A 13,071-nucleotide genomic window follows, 5' to 3' on the forward strand; every position below is an offset into this window, starting at 1 on the left:
TGAACCGAGCCTGTCAATAGGTCGCCCCTTCGCGCAGATCAATCCGGCGCACGTAGAGCGCCGCCAGCAACGAGACCAGCACAGACCCCAGCATGATCAGCACCAACCGCTCTGCCGCGTTTTCCGGCACCAGGAGCGCGCCCGTCAGACTGGTCAGAAACGCCCCTCCCGCCACAGCCATTGCCCCAGACAGCCCCGAGGCACTGCCCGCCAGTTTGGGCCGCACCGACATCGCTCCGCTCGCCGCCGAGGGCAGCGTCAGCCCGTTGCCGAAACCCACAAACATGATTGCCGCCGTGTAGGTGATCGGGTTCAGGATCCCAAAGGCCATCAGCAGCAATCCCAGGCACAGCCCAAACATGGCCGCCACCCGTCCGGCCAAGACCATGACGAACAGCGGGAACCGGCTGGCAAACCGCCCTGACAGGAAACTGCCAATGGCAAACCCGCCGGTGATGGCGCCAATGGCAATCCCGATTTGGGTTGTGCTCAGCCCGAAAACATCCGCGCCGACCAGTGCAGCACCGGTGATATAGACGTAAAACGCCCCAAGAGAGAACGTCTGGCAAATCGCGTAACCCCAAAAGCGACGGGACTGCAAAAGCTCGGGATATGTGCGGAACTGATCACGGATCGTGGCTGATTTCTGTGTATTGGTCTCGCCCAGATCCCACCAGCACAACAGCGTCAGCGCCGCACCGACCACGGTAAAAAAGACAAAGTTCGCGCGCCAGCCGAACAACTGATCCAGAAACCCACCAATCATCGGCCCGGTCATGGGCGCAATTGCCATGGCCAGTGAAATATACCCGATCAGCGATGCGGCAGATCGCTCGTCATGCATATCGCGCACCACTGCACGGCTCAGCGCCATGCCGCCCACGATGGCGCCCTGAAACATCCGAAACACCAGAAACACTACGATGTCCTGTGCCAACAAACAGCCGACCGAGGCCGCCACGTAGATCACCAGGCCACTCATCAGGATGGGTCTGCGTCCATAGCGATCCGACAGCGGGCCCATGAGGATCTGCAATACGGCCGTGATGGCGAGGTACAGCGAGATCGACAGGTTCGCCATCGCATAGCTGACATCAAAATCCGCCGCGATATGTCCCAGCGACGGCAGATACATATTGGTCGACAGCACCGAAACGGCAGTCAAAAGCACCAGCGTCGTCAGCCGCGGCGGTGAGGTGGCGGCGCTTAGCATCGAAAGGTCGTCACGATCAGTTCCCGCCCAAGAGCTTTAACAGCTGCTTTTTGACTTCATCCTCTGCGGCGTCCTTGACCGCATCTTCCGTGGACCGCGCATCGTCTTCGGACAGGTTCAGTTCCTTGCGTACTGAGTCTTCCAGGGCTTTGCTCGCGTCTTCTTTCAGCTGTTTTTCGTCAATGCCCAGGGCCTTGGCCAGTTCGGGCCGGATCGAAGGATCATCCCAGCTGCCCTTGATGCGGATCGGTACGGCCAGACCCTGTTCATCACTCGACTTGATCTGCGGCGTGAAGAGAAAGTTGATCCGGCGTTCCCCCAATCCCACAGTGCCTTCGCCCTTGGCCACGACACTTGGCAGTTCCAGCAACAGGTCGTCATTGGTCAGCACACCCTGCTCGATCACTGCGGTGCCGGTCAGCGCGTCAAACACCGTGGTGCCGCCGCCCGGTCTGCCGCGCAGGAGCTTGTCGAGATCGATCCCCGAGATCGTGCCCTGCCCCACGGTGACCGCGGCATCGCCCTTGAGCGAATTCATGATCGCATGCACCGATTGGCCCACACCAAGGAAAGAAAACTGAACTCCGGCATTGCCGGTAAAGCGGCTGATGTCCATCGTGTCGGTCAGCAACCCTTTCAGCTGCATGTTTTCAGCTTTCATCTTGCCCCCCACCGACAGGCCACTGCGGTTGTTGGCGACGAATTGCCCGGTGATCAAACCGTCATAGGCGTTGATTTCATTAAGAGAAAACACCGCGCGGGCATTGTCGATGTTCACCGACATGCGCGAGCGCCCCAGCTTGAGGTTGCCAAGATCAATTGCCTCAGCCGCCAGCACGATCTCGCCATCTATCGCCGCCAGTCCGCTGGCATCAATCGGCGCCTTGGACCAGCCCGTGTCGCCGCCCGCACTCTCACCGCCGCCGGTCTCTGGGTCATCGCCGCCGAACTGGCTGAGGTCCAGTTTGCCCGCCACGAACTGCGCTGTCACAACTGGCTTGGCCCCCGCCGTCGCCACATCCGCCTGTGCACTCAGCGAATTGCCCAACGCCGTGAGGCTGCCGTCGCGCAGCGTGAACACCCCGTCCTTGGTATAGGTGATCTGCCCCCGCACCGAGGCAGGCCCCGCGACCCCGGCAGCTGGCAATCCCAGCGCGGCCATCAGCTTGTCCGGGCTAGGCACGCTCGCATCCAGCAAGCCGCCCAGCTGCGGCGCAATCCCGGCGCGCCCGTCAAAGGCGATACGCGCCCCGGCGGTCTCGACCTCGGCTTTTACGCCCGACACCTTGCCGCCCATGAGCGTTTCAAGATCGCTGATCGTTGCCGTCAGCACCACATCCTCGCCGGCAGGCCGCAGGGTCATTGCGATATCGGCCGGTTTGCGCGGGTCAGGCCATTGCAGGCTGGCATCGACATCAGCAATCTCAAAGCTGTCCCCGCCGTGATCGACATAGCGCAACCGCGCATCGCGGATCATCAGGTTTTCCAGGATAAGCGCCCCGCCGCTTTCATTTTTCCCTGCATTTTCAGGCGCTTGCGCAGGAACTTCGCTGCCAAACAGGTCCCAGTTGGCGCGCCCGTCCTTATGCACCTCCAACAGCACATCCGGGCTGATCGCCTCGATCCGCGTCACACGGATGTCACCGCTGATCAGGCTCATGACATTGACGCCGATCGCGGCACTCTTGGCGCTGAACATCGGGCCTGCGTCGGACCAGTCGGCGTTGCTCAGGCTCACCGGTCCGGTTGAAACCCCAAAGACCGGATACCAGCTGATGCCGACATCCCCGTCAAACACCAGATCACGGCCGGTGTAGGATTTCACCTGATCCGCCGCGATCTTGGCGATCCGCTCTCCCGGCAAGGCGATGACCAACACCACGAGGCCGATCACCAACAGAACGACCGCACCAATCAAAACCCGGATCAAACGCATGGGGCACCTCAACTTTTACCGCTCAAGCGTAGCCTAGCCCCGGGCAGGGCAGAGAGGCAATGGGGGATGGGTCACGGGGCGGTGAGCAGAGCTTCAAATCCTTTGCGCAATCTCAGCCGTTCCACTATACGGCCCCCCATGACCCAGAACCCGCCCGATCTGCGCCCCGACCTCGCCCGTGCCCAAGTTTCCGAGACCTCTCGCCCCGGTCAGCCGACCGTGGGGATGGTCAGCCTTGGCTGTCCCAAAGCGTTGGTGGACAGTGAGCGCATCCTGACACGGCTGCGGGCGGAAGGTTATGGAATATCAGGGGATTACACCGGTGCGGACGCGGTGATCGTGAACACTTGCGGGTTTCTTGACAGTGCCAAGGCCGAGAGCCTTGAGGCCATTGGCGAGGCACTGAACGAGAACGGCAAGGTGATCGTGACCGGGTGTCTGGGGGCCGAGCCAGAGTATATCACCGGGGTGCATCCCAAGGTATTGGCCGTCACAGGCCCGCATCAGTATGAACAGGTGCTGGATGCGGTGCATGCCGCGGTGCCGCCGGACCCGGACCCCTTTGTCGACCTCTTGCCCGCGCGCAATGTCTCGCTGACCCCGCGCCACTATAGTTATCTAAAGATTTCAGAGGGTTGCAACCACGCCTGCAAATTCTGTATCATCCCTGACATGCGTGGTAAGCTGGCCTCGCGGCCGGTGCATGCGGTGCTGCGCGAGGCTGAAAAACTGGTTGAGAGCGGCGTCAAGGAGCTGTTGGTGATCAGTCAGGATACCTCGGCCTATGGGCTGGACCGCAGGTACTCGACCCACCCGTGGAAAGACCGCGAAGTTCGCAGCCATGTCACTGATTTAGCACGAGAATTGGGGCAGTTCGGGGCCTGGGTTCGGCTGCATTATGTCTATCCCTACCCGCATGTGCGCGACCTCATTCCGTTGATGGCCGAAGGGCTGATCCTGCCCTATCTCGACATTCCGTTCCAACATTCACACGCGGATGTGCTGAAACGCATGGCGCGTCCGGCGGCGGGGGCCAAGACGCTGGACGAGATCGCCAAGTGGCGCGAGACCTGCCCGGAGATCACGTTGCGGTCGACCTTTATCGTTGGATACCCCGGCGAGACCGAGGAAGAATTCCAGCACCTTCTGGACTGGATGGACGAGGCGCAACTGGACCGAGTGGGTTGTTTTCAATACGAAAATGTCGATGGCGCGCGGTCAAACGCGCTGCCGGATCATGTGCCACAAGAGGTCAAACAGGACCGCTGGAACCGTTTCATGGAAAAGGCCCAAGGCATCTCGGAAGCCAAGCTGGCGGCCAAGGTCGGGCAGGTCATGGACGTCATCGTGGACGAGATTGACGCCGACGGCATTGCCACCTGCCGCACCAAGGCGGACGCACCCGAGATCGACGGCAACCTGTTCATTGACGAAGGCACCGAGGCTTTGTCCGTGGGCGAAATCGTGTCGGTCGAGGTGGACGAAGCCGGAGAGTACGACCTGTGGGGCGCCTTGCGGGGCTAGGTGGCAAAAAGCCGAAATGACCATGTTGTACAACATTTTTGCGGCGCTTTCTCCATGTTGTACAACATGGAGAGTCCCTGTTTTGGCAAGGATTTGTTAAGGATCTTCGCACCGTAGTCCGGGTTGAAGCCCGGGGCGAGGTCGGACAAGACTGTCCGACCTACATGCCGCCACCCGAGGTTGCCCGGCGCGACAGGATCAGGGCTGGCGCGCGGGGCTTCAGGTCAGAATTGCGGCCTTGATTTTGCGCCTCTCCACATCATCTCAGAATCTGACAACCCTATCTACGGAGTGCAAGCATGCCCGACGAGACCCGCGTGCTGTTCAATGGCGCGTGCCCGATATGTGATGCAGAAATCTGCCACTATGAAACCTACACGGCAAAACGTGATCTGCCGGTGCGCTATGACGATCTGAACACAGACGCGCGTGACGACTGGGGGATCGATACGGAAACCGCGGCCAAGCGGTTGCACGTGATGCAGAACGGCGAGGTTTTTGCCGGGCTGGATGCCTTTCGCATCCTTTGGGGCCAGATGCCGCGCTATCGCTGGCTGGCCAGGGTCACCGGGGTGCCGGGGCTATACCGGGTGTTCAGCGCGCTTTATGACCACGTTTTGGCGCCCTGGCTTTATCGACGGCACGTGCGTCGGCAGGCGCGCGCCTCGCAGCCCCGGTAACTCAATCGCCCGGAAGGTCCCTACCCGGTCGGGGAACTCCCCCTTGGGGCGTGTTTGTGACGGACCCCCGAAGGGATCGGGTGTGTCTTCGGCCAAGGTCTCGGAAGAGCTGTCTTGGCGGTTGGCGTAACGCCGTCCCCGTAGGTCGGACAGTTTGTCCGACCGCCCACAGAGCGCAGGCATTCAGCGGCGCAGCACGCCCCCGGTGCGGACCATTTTCGGGGACAGGCCGTAGTGGGATTTATAGGCGCTGGACAGGGTGCCGGTCGAGCCGAAGCCGCAGGCAATCGCGACATCTATCAGGGGCATCTTGGTGCCGGTGATCAGGATATGGGCCTTCTTGACGCGCAGCTCCTTGTAGTAGCGCGCCGGTGAGGTGCCGAGCACGGTCTGGAACAGACGTTCGAGCTGACGGATCGAGACCCCCAGTTCGGCAGAGACTTCGGTGGTGGGCAGGGGCTCGGCCAGGTTGTCCTCCATGATGCGCACGGCCTGTTCCATCAGCGGCGTGAACATGTTGGTGAGGAAACTGGCGCCCTTGGGTTGCTCGGCCGAGGTATCGCGGATGGTTTCGATCTGCAGATGGCTGGCCAGTTCGGCGATCTCGTTGCGCGACAGGTATGCAGACAGCAGGTTCAGGACCAGCTCCGGCGCAAAGCCCACACCGGCGCAGGTCATGACCCCGCTCGAGGTTTGCACGTAGGTGGTGGCCAGGGCGCTGTATGTGCCCTCTTCATTAAGCCGCGTGATGTCGCGCCAGTGGGTTGTGACCGGCAGGTCATAGGCCTTGATGGCCTCGATATAGGCGGTCGCCGCCTCGGACAGGACGGCAACGGGACGGCGGTGGCGCTGCATGGCGCGCACCCGGAACTGCCAGCCCTTGGGGTCACATGAGTCGCCGCCAATCACAAGCATGACGTCCGCGAGAGCGTGATCGAAGATCGCCGGTTCGGCCCGCGCGATGGTGCCACAGGCCCCGGTGACAAAGCCCGGCGCATCCGAGACCACGCGCCAGCCGAAGGAATGGGATTTCGACAGGCTGTCCGCGGTTTTGAGAACCGTGAGGATCGAGGCAAGCTCCAGCTCGGAAAAGCCCGACTGGATGAAAACCTCGAAGGTGACCGGTGTCGGTCCGGGTGCGGTTTTTCGGGACATGGGCGCGGACTGGGTCATGGAAGTTTGAATATGGCACAGGTGCCGTGGTCTGCAAGGGCCGGTGGCACCGGGATTGGTCCCCCCCCCGTAGGTCGGACAATCTTGTCCGACCTACCCCGTCGCCAATCGCACGAGGATCACCACCCAGGCGACCCCCGCCGCAAGCGCGCTGACAAAGACCGCGCCGCTGCCGCAATCCTTGGCCGCCTTGGCGCTGGGGTGTTGTTCCTGCGAGATATAGTCGACCACCACCTCGATCGCAGTGTTCACAAGCTCAAACGCCATGACCAACACCCCCAACGACAGGATCAGGGCGCGCTCGCCCGCCGTGAGCGGCAGCGCCAATGCCAGGGTGGCCGACACCAGGTTGGCCCAGACCCAGGAGCGAAAGGAATGCTCTTCGCGCCAGGCATGCAGGATGCCCTGGCTGCTCCAGATGATGCGGTGATAGAGGCGGTTCAGGAAATAGCGCATGCGCCAATCTGACCCGGGTGGCCGGTGGGGGTCAAGCCGCGGATGGCATTGCAATGCCACGCGAAGAGGTCTTTCATACCGCAATTCCGGCCACGAGGTTTTCATGATTGCACGATTGTTTGCCCTGCTTCTGGCCCTGCCCCTGACGGCAGAGGCCGAAGAAATGCAGTTCGACTTTGCCTGTCTCGGGAATGCGGTCGAAGGCTGTTACGTGATCGCCAAGGGGCAGATCGTCGCTGACACGCCACAAAAGTTCACCGCATTCATGCAGCGCGAGTCTCCTGAGGGCAACAAGGTCCTGCTTGAGAGCCATGGCGGCAGCCTCGCGGCTGGCGTGACCCTTGGGCGCATGTTCCGCGCCCGCGAGATGCACACGGTGGTGGGCAGCGGCGCGCCGGTGATCGCGCGCGAGGGGTTTCCGGACCCGGCAATCTGCGCCAGCGCCTGTGCCTATGCCTTTCTGGGCGGGCAAACCCGCACGCTGCCACAGGGCAGTCAGCTGGGATTTCATCGCTTTTTCATTCCCGGCACCAGGATTGACGAGGCCTCGGCCCAATCGCTGTCGGGTGAGTTGATTTCCTATATCGTGGCAATGGGTGTCGACGCGCGGGTATTTTCGCTGGCCAGCACCAAGGGCGAGGACGAGATGCACTATGTCTCAACCGAAGAGGCCGAGGCCTATGAGCTGATCACGCCCTATGGCTATCAGGCGTTCTTTCTGGAGCCTTATGGCAAGGGGGTGGTGGCGGCCTCGAAACGCAAGACCCGCACCGAGGCCTATGACCTGGTGGTGCAGATGACGGCGTTTTGCAAAAAGGGCGAGGCCAGGCTGCTGTTTCACGCACCGCAGCACGGGTTGGGTCATGCCCGGCCCGAAGATCTGATCCTGACCCATGACGGGCAGCGCACGGTGGTGCCAGCCTCGCGCAGCAAGATCAGGGTCACCAAGGACGGCGCCTATATCGAAACCCGCCTGAGCCCGGCGCAGGCCAGCAGTGTCGCCAGCGCCACCAAACTTGGCACCGCCTATCAGTTCCCGCGCGTCGTTGGCGGGTCCTATGGCACGTATTTCGAGCTCTCGGACATGGATCGCAGCATGCTGAGAGCCGCATTCCGGCTGTGCCTGTGACCTCAGCCTTCGGCGAGTTTGCCCAGAAGGTCGCGGTTCAGGCAGTATTCCGGCGCTTCGGGGGCGCTTTCGTGTTCGGCCAGCCAGCCTTTGCAGTCGCCGACATCCTTGCAATGGGTGCAGGTCATCACCGCGTTGCGGTATTGCTTGGCCATTTCAGGGTGTTCGATCAGCACATCGGCCCAGTCGACTCCGACCTTTTCCGACATGGTGCCCATCAGGCGTGAATGTTCATCCACTTTCTTAAAGAACTTCATGGTTTTCTCCTCCCGGTTCCGGACGCGGCATGTTTCAGGTGTTGAAAGAGCGCCGCATGCTGGCAGCACTCGGGCGCCGCAGCGGACCGTGTGCATTGATGCCCCAGCCACTCCTGGCATTCATCGACGAAGTGACAAGAGCGGCAGCGCGTGACCAGATCGGCATAGTCCTTTTGTGACAGGTTGCCTTCGGCCATGGCCTCGCTGAGCGACACGCCCATGGCGCGGGCGACGCTGCGGGTCATCCAGAAATGCCGGGCGGGATCGCCCAGAGGCACGACGTTGCTCATGTCTCGATCTCCTCTAAAGCGGCCTTGAGGGCTGCAAATCTTTCGCTGTTACGGCAGGTGTCCGGGGCCTCGGTCACGGGCACGCCTGCGCGCAGGGCCAGAAACTTGCGGCAGCCGCTGGTCCAGTCGCAGCCGCGACATTCCTGAACCATGGCGGACCAGTCTTCCTGTGACAGCCGGGCACTGTCCATGGCGCGGACCAGATCGGTTTCGGTCAGCTGCGCCATGCGCTGTGCCAGCCAGAAATGCGCATTCTGATCGCCAAGTGGTTTCATCCATGCGCCTCTTGCAGGCGCTGAAGCAGCCGGGGGTTCGTGCAATGATCCGGGGGGGGCGCGGTCGCCACATCCGCACGTTTCAGCCAGAGTGCACAGTCCTCGTGGCGGGCACATCCCTGACAGCGCATCACGGCTTCGACCGCCTCATCTATCGCGGGGCGTGCCGAGGGCTGGCGATGGCCTGCGCGTGCCCTCTTGCGATCCGGCTGGATCGGCTGGCGGCGGGTATCGGGGGTCATCGTCATGGTTGGGCTCCGGTTCGCGGTCTGTGCGTGAACGCTATCATGCGCACACGAATCGCCCTTTGACCTGCATCAATCACGCCCTAGGCAGACAGCATCCCAATATAGGCCCGCACGCAATCCTGAACCCGGCGAAACCGATCTCCGCCCAATTTTGTCCCGCCATACCAACGGGTTACCACGACGATATGATCCTGCAAACCTTCGCGTTCCAACATGCGAAGAATGACCATTCCTGCGCCACTCTCGCCGTCATCGCCCTTGAGAGGCGTGCCGTCAGAGAGCAAAACCGCCCAGGTATTGTGCGTTGCCTTGGCGAACTTCTTGTCGCGTTTGAGGGTCTTGAGGAATGAGTCGGCAGCCTTGCGATCTGTCACCGGACCACCCGACACGGCGTATTTTGACCCCCGGTCGGTGACCACGTTTGTCAGCTGCAGCATCGGCGTCAGAGGCCCGCTGCGGTTTGTTTGACAATCGCGATGCGCTGCGTGTTAGGAGGGTGGGTGCCGAGGAACTGATTGCCGGGATCGGGAATGCGGGTGAAGTACTCGGCCCCCCGCACCGGGTTATAGCCTGAACGGTGGGTAATAACGGTGCCGAGACGGTCGGCCTCAAGCTCGTGGTTTTTGGAATAGGCGCGCGCTCCTATACTTCCGCCCACTCCTGCTGCCAGATCAACGATTGAGGCATCAAGACCAACTGCGGAAGCAAGCAACCCACCGACTGCCTGGCCGATAAGGGCATTGCTTTGCTGGCGGGAAATGTGAAGCATAATATGATGCGCCGCCTCGTGGCCCATAATGAAGGCCAGCTCATCATTGTTGTGTACATCCGACACCAGCGCGGCGTTGAAGGTGATCGTCGGCTGTCCGCTCTCTGTTAGCGACTGATAGGCGTTTGCTGGCGCGTTCCGGTCCGGGTGCACCTGGATCAGGAAGTCACAGTTCATGCCTTGGGTGCGGGCGCGACACTCGCGTTCGGCCACGGGCTCCATCCGGGCCTTGATCGGGGCGAGCCGGGTATTGGCCTGCGACACGCTGAGGCGCGACACGGTTTCCGTCTGGGGCGCGGATTGCGGTGACGGGCTGGTGGTGGTGGACACACAGCCAGCAAGCAAAAGGGTTGTGACAGTCAGGGTCAGAGCAAAGGCACGGTGCATGGCGAACTCATCAACGGGGTGAAGCACGGGGTCCAAACCTAGGGTCTGCGCGCCGAGAGTCCAGCCCCTTAGGACTTGCGCCCGCCAGAAGAGCGGTTAGGCTGGGCACATGTTCAGCATCGAGCACGAATTTGACGCCACCGTGGTAACCCTTGTGGATGAAGGCAGTGTCAGCCTGACCGAGGATGTCACCATCAACATGTTCGAAGACTGCGTGACGGTCGAGCAATTCGACCCGCGCACCGACACGGTCTCCAAGATCACCCTGTCGATCCACCAGGTGCAGGAGCTGGCCGCGGCGCTGGATCTGCCGGAGGGGGTTTACAAATTGCAGCTGGATGGCGACGGAGATGGCACCGCCTGAACCGGGTGCCAGATGCAAATAAGGGTGTCTCAGCGGGCAGGCCAGTGCGCAAAAGCACTGGGCCGACGCGCTGGCGCAATATGGCGTGGGCTGCCCCGACAATCGCTACGCGCCCTAGGTTGCTGTTTCATCCATCCACCCGAAAGACCTTATCCCGCGCGGTCTGTCCCCGGATCAGGGTCAGGCGGGATTTTGCAATGCCCAGCGCCTTTGCCAGCAGTTTCTGCACGGCGGCATTGGCTTTGCCGCCTTCGGGCGCGGTGGTGACGTAGACGCGGATCTGGTCCTTTTCGATCCTGATCGCCGTGCGCGAGGCTTTGGGTGTGACGCGGACAGCGATTTCGGTGCCGGGGGTGGCCAGATGTGCAAGGTCGGTCATGGGGCCTCGGGCAAAGGTAGGTCGGACAAGATTGTCCGACCTACGGGTCGTTCTGTCCAGACCTTAGGGCGTGTACCAGATGGCCGAGGTATAGGCGCGTTCCTGATGGGTCAGCCTGGCCTCTTCGGGAATATCCACGCCAAAGCGCAGCTTGTCATAGACCACCCAGCGCGGGGTCGGGATCTCGATCACGCGAGCATAGTAGAAGGCATTTTCGCTGGCATCAAAATCGGGGTCGCTCCAGACCGTTGCCAGTTCCGGCGCGCCGATGGTGTTGGTGTAGCTGGCCGCCTCGAGGTCGACGGTGCTGCCGACATCCGGAACCTTGCCGGAGGCATCGGCCATCCGATCATCCGACCACGCCACGTCATAGACCTTTTCGTGCAGGTCGCCCTCCGCGTCGATCCAGCCCTTGATGATCTGGATGCGATCAAGATTGGCGCCGATGGGATCACGCAGGGCATAAACCATGAAGGTCGGCGCAAGAGCGCCCTCGGGAGCGCGCCGCATGTCGCCGCCCATGGGCACGCCACGTTCGTAGCCGGCAAAGGCAGGCTGGCGACCACGCAGGTCGTTCTCGGTGTAATCCCAGCCGCCAAAGAAGCGCACGCTCATGCGCGGGCCGGTGGTGGCATAGGTTTCGCGTCGTGCCATGGCATCCCAGAGCGACTTGCGGGTGTTTTCCTCGGCCCAGACGCCGGTGTAGCCCGAGGCCACCAGCTCGTAGCCTTCGAACGCGCCCTGGTCGGTCTTGGTAAAGGGATGGGACATGCGGGTCGGTGAGGGTTCGGCATTGGTTGCCTTGCCGAAGTAATTGTCGCTATCCGCCGTGGCCAGCGAGGTATGGCTGTCGGTCGCGCCGGTCGCGCCGAACTTGTAGGGGTTCACCCCCAGTTTGCGTTCCAGGGCCAGCCCCTGTTTCAGGGCTTCGCGGGCATACTCGCCTTTCAGCATATCTGTGGTTTTGGCCTGGGACAGATCAAGGTTGCCCGCATCCCAGGTTTCATAGTCGGCAAAGTCATCCTCGGGGCTGAGATAGGGGTGGGCCTCGCCGTCGCCCTTGATCTGGGTGAACTCGTAGAGCGGTTCCCATTTTGCGCGCAGGCGGACGTAGTTTTCATCTATCGGCGCGCCGGTGAACCGGGTTTCGGTCGGGAACATGATGCCGTTGGACAGATTGCCGTTATGGGCCAGCGCCAATGCCTTGCCGCCGGTCTTGTCCTCGTACATCTCAAGCCACTTGTAGAGATCAAGCGGGTCGTTGGACCCGATCGGCGGCGCGGTGATCATCGGTTCAACCATCAGCGCCTTGTCCCCATTGTCGCGCAGGATAACGTTGCGGTGCAGGTTGTTGCCTGCCGCAAGCGACGTCCATTCATAGCCGATCAGCGCCGTGAAGACGCCCGGTTGATTGTATTCCTCAGCCTTTTCCACAGCGGTTTCCCAGACCGAGGCAAAGATCGGAGAGCCCGGTGAATACTGCGCCATCAGTTCGGGGTCGATGGTGCCTTGCGAGAAGTTGGTGATCAGGTCGAGCGCAGCCGCCGCGCTGGCCTCGCCGCCCTCGGCCAGACCCCGGGCCCAGCGGCGGGATTGTTCAAAGGCCATGATGTTCTGTTTCTGATCCACCATGTCAAAGATCATGCCCATGCCGTCGGAATGGTCGGTCAGAACCATCCAATCGAGCGGGCGGGACAGTTTCACAGGTTGCCCGGAGGCGGCCGTGACCTCTTCGCCGCGCGCGAACCGGTAGGCGGTGTCGTGGCCTGTGGTGTTGCCAAAGAGGCCCGCGTCGACCGAGTACCCGGTGTGCAGGTGGGTGTCGCCCCAGAGAACCCGGGACGGAAATCCGCGTTGGGCATAAGGCGAATAGGCTTTGCCCGGGTAAAGACCGCTGAGCGAGTCCTTGGAGGGCACAAATTGGGCGGCGGCAGGAAGCGCCGTGGAGGTCAGCAATGCAGCAATGAAAAAGGACCGAAACATCTCGTAAT

At 61.7% G+C, this 13,071-nt stretch carries 16 protein-coding genes; 4 read left to right on the plus strand and 12 right to left on the minus strand.

Going from position 1 to position 13,071, the window contains the following annotated elements; all coding sequences use genetic code 11:
- Positions 1-13: 13 nt before the first annotated feature.
- Both EK369_RS14415 and EK369_RS14420 read right to left on the minus strand, forming a co-directional pair.
- Entirely contained in the window at positions 14-1,213 is a 1,200-nt protein-coding gene (locus tag EK369_RS14415; RefSeq protein WP_127114967.1) for a multidrug effflux MFS transporter, read from the minus strand.
- Positions 1,214-1,229: 16 nt separating this feature from the next.
- Positions 1,230-3,149, minus strand: coding sequence for an AsmA family protein (locus EK369_RS14420; RefSeq protein WP_127114968.1), 1,920 nt, complete (start codon positions 3,147-3,149; stop codon positions 1,230-1,232).
- A 138-nt stretch (positions 3,150-3,287) separates the two neighbouring features.
- Here EK369_RS14420 and rimO point away from each other — a divergent pair, with 138 nt between their 5' ends.
- Both rimO and EK369_RS14430 read left to right on the plus strand, forming a co-directional pair.
- Positions 3,288-4,673 carry a 30S ribosomal protein S12 methylthiotransferase RimO gene (gene rimO / locus EK369_RS14425; RefSeq protein ID WP_127114969.1) on the plus strand — a complete coding sequence of 462 codons (1,386 nt, stop codon included), beginning with the start codon at positions 3,288-3,290 and terminating at the stop codon, positions 4,671-4,673.
- 299 nt (positions 4,674-4,972) lie between these two features.
- Complete coding sequence (locus tag EK369_RS14430) at positions 4,973-5,353, plus strand: thiol-disulfide oxidoreductase DCC family protein (RefSeq protein WP_127114970.1); 381 nt, start codon at positions 4,973-4,975, stop codon at positions 5,351-5,353.
- A 183-nt stretch (positions 5,354-5,536) separates the two neighbouring features.
- Here the strand turns inward: EK369_RS14430 and EK369_RS14435 are convergent, their stop codons facing one another.
- Complete coding sequence (locus EK369_RS14435) at positions 5,537-6,526, minus strand: GlxA family transcriptional regulator (protein WP_127114971.1); 990 nt, start codon at positions 6,524-6,526, stop codon at positions 5,537-5,539.
- Positions 6,527-6,619: 93 nt separating this feature from the next.
- Positions 6,620-6,982 carry a diacylglycerol kinase gene (locus tag EK369_RS14440; protein WP_127114972.1) on the minus strand — a complete coding sequence of 121 codons (363 nt, stop codon included), beginning with the start codon at positions 6,980-6,982 and terminating at the stop codon, positions 6,620-6,622.
- Positions 6,983-7,085: 103 nt separating this feature from the next.
- Here EK369_RS14440 and EK369_RS14445 point away from each other — a divergent pair, with 103 nt between their 5' ends.
- The gene (locus EK369_RS14445) at positions 7,086-8,111 is read left to right on the plus strand and encodes a COG3904 family protein (protein WP_127114973.1); all 1,026 of its coding nucleotides are present in this window, start codon (positions 7,086-7,088) and stop codon (positions 8,109-8,111) included.
- A gap of 2 nt (positions 8,112-8,113) precedes the next feature.
- Here EK369_RS14445 and EK369_RS14450 read toward each other — a convergent pair whose 3' ends face one another.
- The 6 genes from EK369_RS14450 to EK369_RS14475 all read right to left on the minus strand — a co-directional run bounded on the left by EK369_RS14450 (position 8,114) and on the right by EK369_RS14475 (position 10,364).
- Positions 8,114-8,368, minus strand: a complete 255-nt coding sequence (locus tag EK369_RS14450; protein ID WP_127114974.1) for a DUF6455 family protein — start codon at positions 8,366-8,368, stop codon at positions 8,114-8,116.
- Complete coding sequence (locus EK369_RS14455) at positions 8,365-8,658, minus strand: DUF6455 family protein (RefSeq protein WP_127114975.1); 294 nt, start codon at positions 8,656-8,658, stop codon at positions 8,365-8,367. Before EK369_RS14455 ends, EK369_RS14450 begins: the two co-directional genes overlap by 4 nt.
- Positions 8,655-8,933, minus strand: a complete 279-nt coding sequence (locus EK369_RS14460) for a DUF6455 family protein (protein ID WP_127114976.1) — start codon at positions 8,931-8,933, stop codon at positions 8,655-8,657. The genes EK369_RS14455 and EK369_RS14460 overlap by 4 nt, the downstream gene beginning before the upstream one ends.
- Positions 8,930-9,181 (minus strand): DUF6455 family protein, encoded by a 252-nt coding sequence (locus tag EK369_RS14465; RefSeq protein ID WP_127114977.1) that lies wholly within the window; start codon positions 9,179-9,181, stop codon positions 8,930-8,932. Before EK369_RS14465 ends, EK369_RS14460 begins: the two co-directional genes overlap by 4 nt.
- 80 nt (positions 9,182-9,261) lie before the next feature.
- Positions 9,262-9,618, minus strand: coding sequence for a YigZ family protein (locus EK369_RS14470; RefSeq protein ID WP_127114978.1), 357 nt, complete (start codon positions 9,616-9,618; stop codon positions 9,262-9,264).
- Positions 9,619-9,623: 5 nt separating this feature from the next.
- A complete protein-coding gene (locus EK369_RS14475) occupies positions 9,624-10,364 on the minus strand; it encodes a M48 family metalloprotease (protein ID WP_235871431.1) in 741 nt (246 codons plus the stop codon).
- An 82-nt stretch (positions 10,365-10,446) separates the two neighbouring features.
- Here EK369_RS14475 and EK369_RS14480 point away from each other — a divergent pair, with 82 nt between their 5' ends.
- Positions 10,447-10,701, plus strand: a complete 255-nt coding sequence (locus EK369_RS14480) for a DUF8831 family protein (protein ID WP_127114979.1) — start codon at positions 10,447-10,449, stop codon at positions 10,699-10,701.
- A 127-nt stretch (positions 10,702-10,828) separates the two neighbouring features.
- On the opposite strand, the gene EK369_RS14485 is transcribed toward EK369_RS14480, so the two are convergent.
- Both EK369_RS14485 and EK369_RS14490 read right to left on the minus strand, forming a co-directional pair.
- Positions 10,829-11,080, minus strand: a complete 252-nt coding sequence (locus tag EK369_RS14485) for a DUF167 domain-containing protein (RefSeq protein WP_127114980.1) — start codon at positions 11,078-11,080, stop codon at positions 10,829-10,831.
- Positions 11,081-11,143: 63 nt separating this feature from the next.
- Positions 11,144-13,063, minus strand: a complete 1,920-nt coding sequence (locus EK369_RS14490; protein ID WP_127114981.1) for a DUF3604 domain-containing protein — start codon at positions 13,061-13,063, stop codon at positions 11,144-11,146.
- Between the last annotated feature and the right edge of the window lie 8 nt (positions 13,064-13,071).

It is taken from the genome of Shimia sediminis (genome assembly GCF_003990645.1).
In the GTDB taxonomy this organism is placed as follows: Bacteria; Pseudomonadota; Alphaproteobacteria; order Rhodobacterales; family Rhodobacteraceae; genus Shimia; species Shimia sediminis.

Excerpts from the sequence above, each read along its gene's own strand:
- EK369_RS14445 (WP_127114973.1), top strand. The coding sequence starts at position 7,086 with ATGATTGCACGATTGTTTGCCCTGCTTCTGGCCCTGCCCCTGACGGCA.
- EK369_RS14440 (WP_127114972.1), bottom strand. The coding sequence starts at position 6,982 with ATGCGCTATTTCCTGAACCGCCTCTATCACCGCATCATCTGGAGCAGC.
- EK369_RS14430 (WP_127114970.1), top strand. The coding sequence starts at position 4,973 with ATGCCCGACGAGACCCGCGTGCTGTTCAATGGCGCGTGCCCGATATGT.
- EK369_RS14465 (WP_127114977.1), bottom strand. The coding sequence starts at position 9,181 with ATGACGATGACCCCCGATACCCGCCGCCAGCCGATCCAGCCGGATCGC.
- EK369_RS14460 (WP_127114976.1), bottom strand. The coding sequence starts at position 8,933 with ATGAAACCACTTGGCGATCAGAATGCGCATTTCTGGCTGGCACAGCGC.
- EK369_RS14490 (WP_127114981.1), bottom strand. The coding sequence starts at position 13,063 with ATGTTTCGGTCCTTTTTCATTGCTGCATTGCTGACCTCCACGGCGCTT.
- rimO (WP_127114969.1), top strand. The coding sequence starts at position 3,288 with ATGACCCAGAACCCGCCCGATCTGCGCCCCGACCTCGCCCGTGCCCAA.
- EK369_RS14435 (WP_127114971.1), bottom strand. The coding sequence starts at position 6,526 with ATGACCCAGTCCGCGCCCATGTCCCGAAAAACCGCACCCGGACCGACA.
- EK369_RS14415 (WP_127114967.1), bottom strand. The coding sequence starts at position 1,213 with ATGCTAAGCGCCGCCACCTCACCGCCGCGGCTGACGACGCTGGTGCTT.
- EK369_RS14420 (WP_127114968.1), bottom strand. The coding sequence starts at position 3,149 with ATGCGTTTGATCCGGGTTTTGATTGGTGCGGTCGTTCTGTTGGTGATC.
- EK369_RS14455 (WP_127114975.1), bottom strand. The coding sequence starts at position 8,658 with ATGAGCAACGTCGTGCCTCTGGGCGATCCCGCCCGGCATTTCTGGATG.
- EK369_RS14480 (WP_127114979.1), top strand. The coding sequence starts at position 10,447 with ATGTTCAGCATCGAGCACGAATTTGACGCCACCGTGGTAACCCTTGTG.
- EK369_RS14470 (WP_127114978.1), bottom strand. The coding sequence starts at position 9,618 with ATGCTGCAGCTGACAAACGTGGTCACCGACCGGGGGTCAAAATACGCC.
- EK369_RS14485 (WP_127114980.1), bottom strand. The coding sequence starts at position 11,080 with ATGACCGACCTTGCACATCTGGCCACCCCCGGCACCGAAATCGCTGTC.
- EK369_RS14450 (WP_127114974.1), bottom strand. The coding sequence starts at position 8,368 with ATGAAGTTCTTTAAGAAAGTGGATGAACATTCACGCCTGATGGGCACC.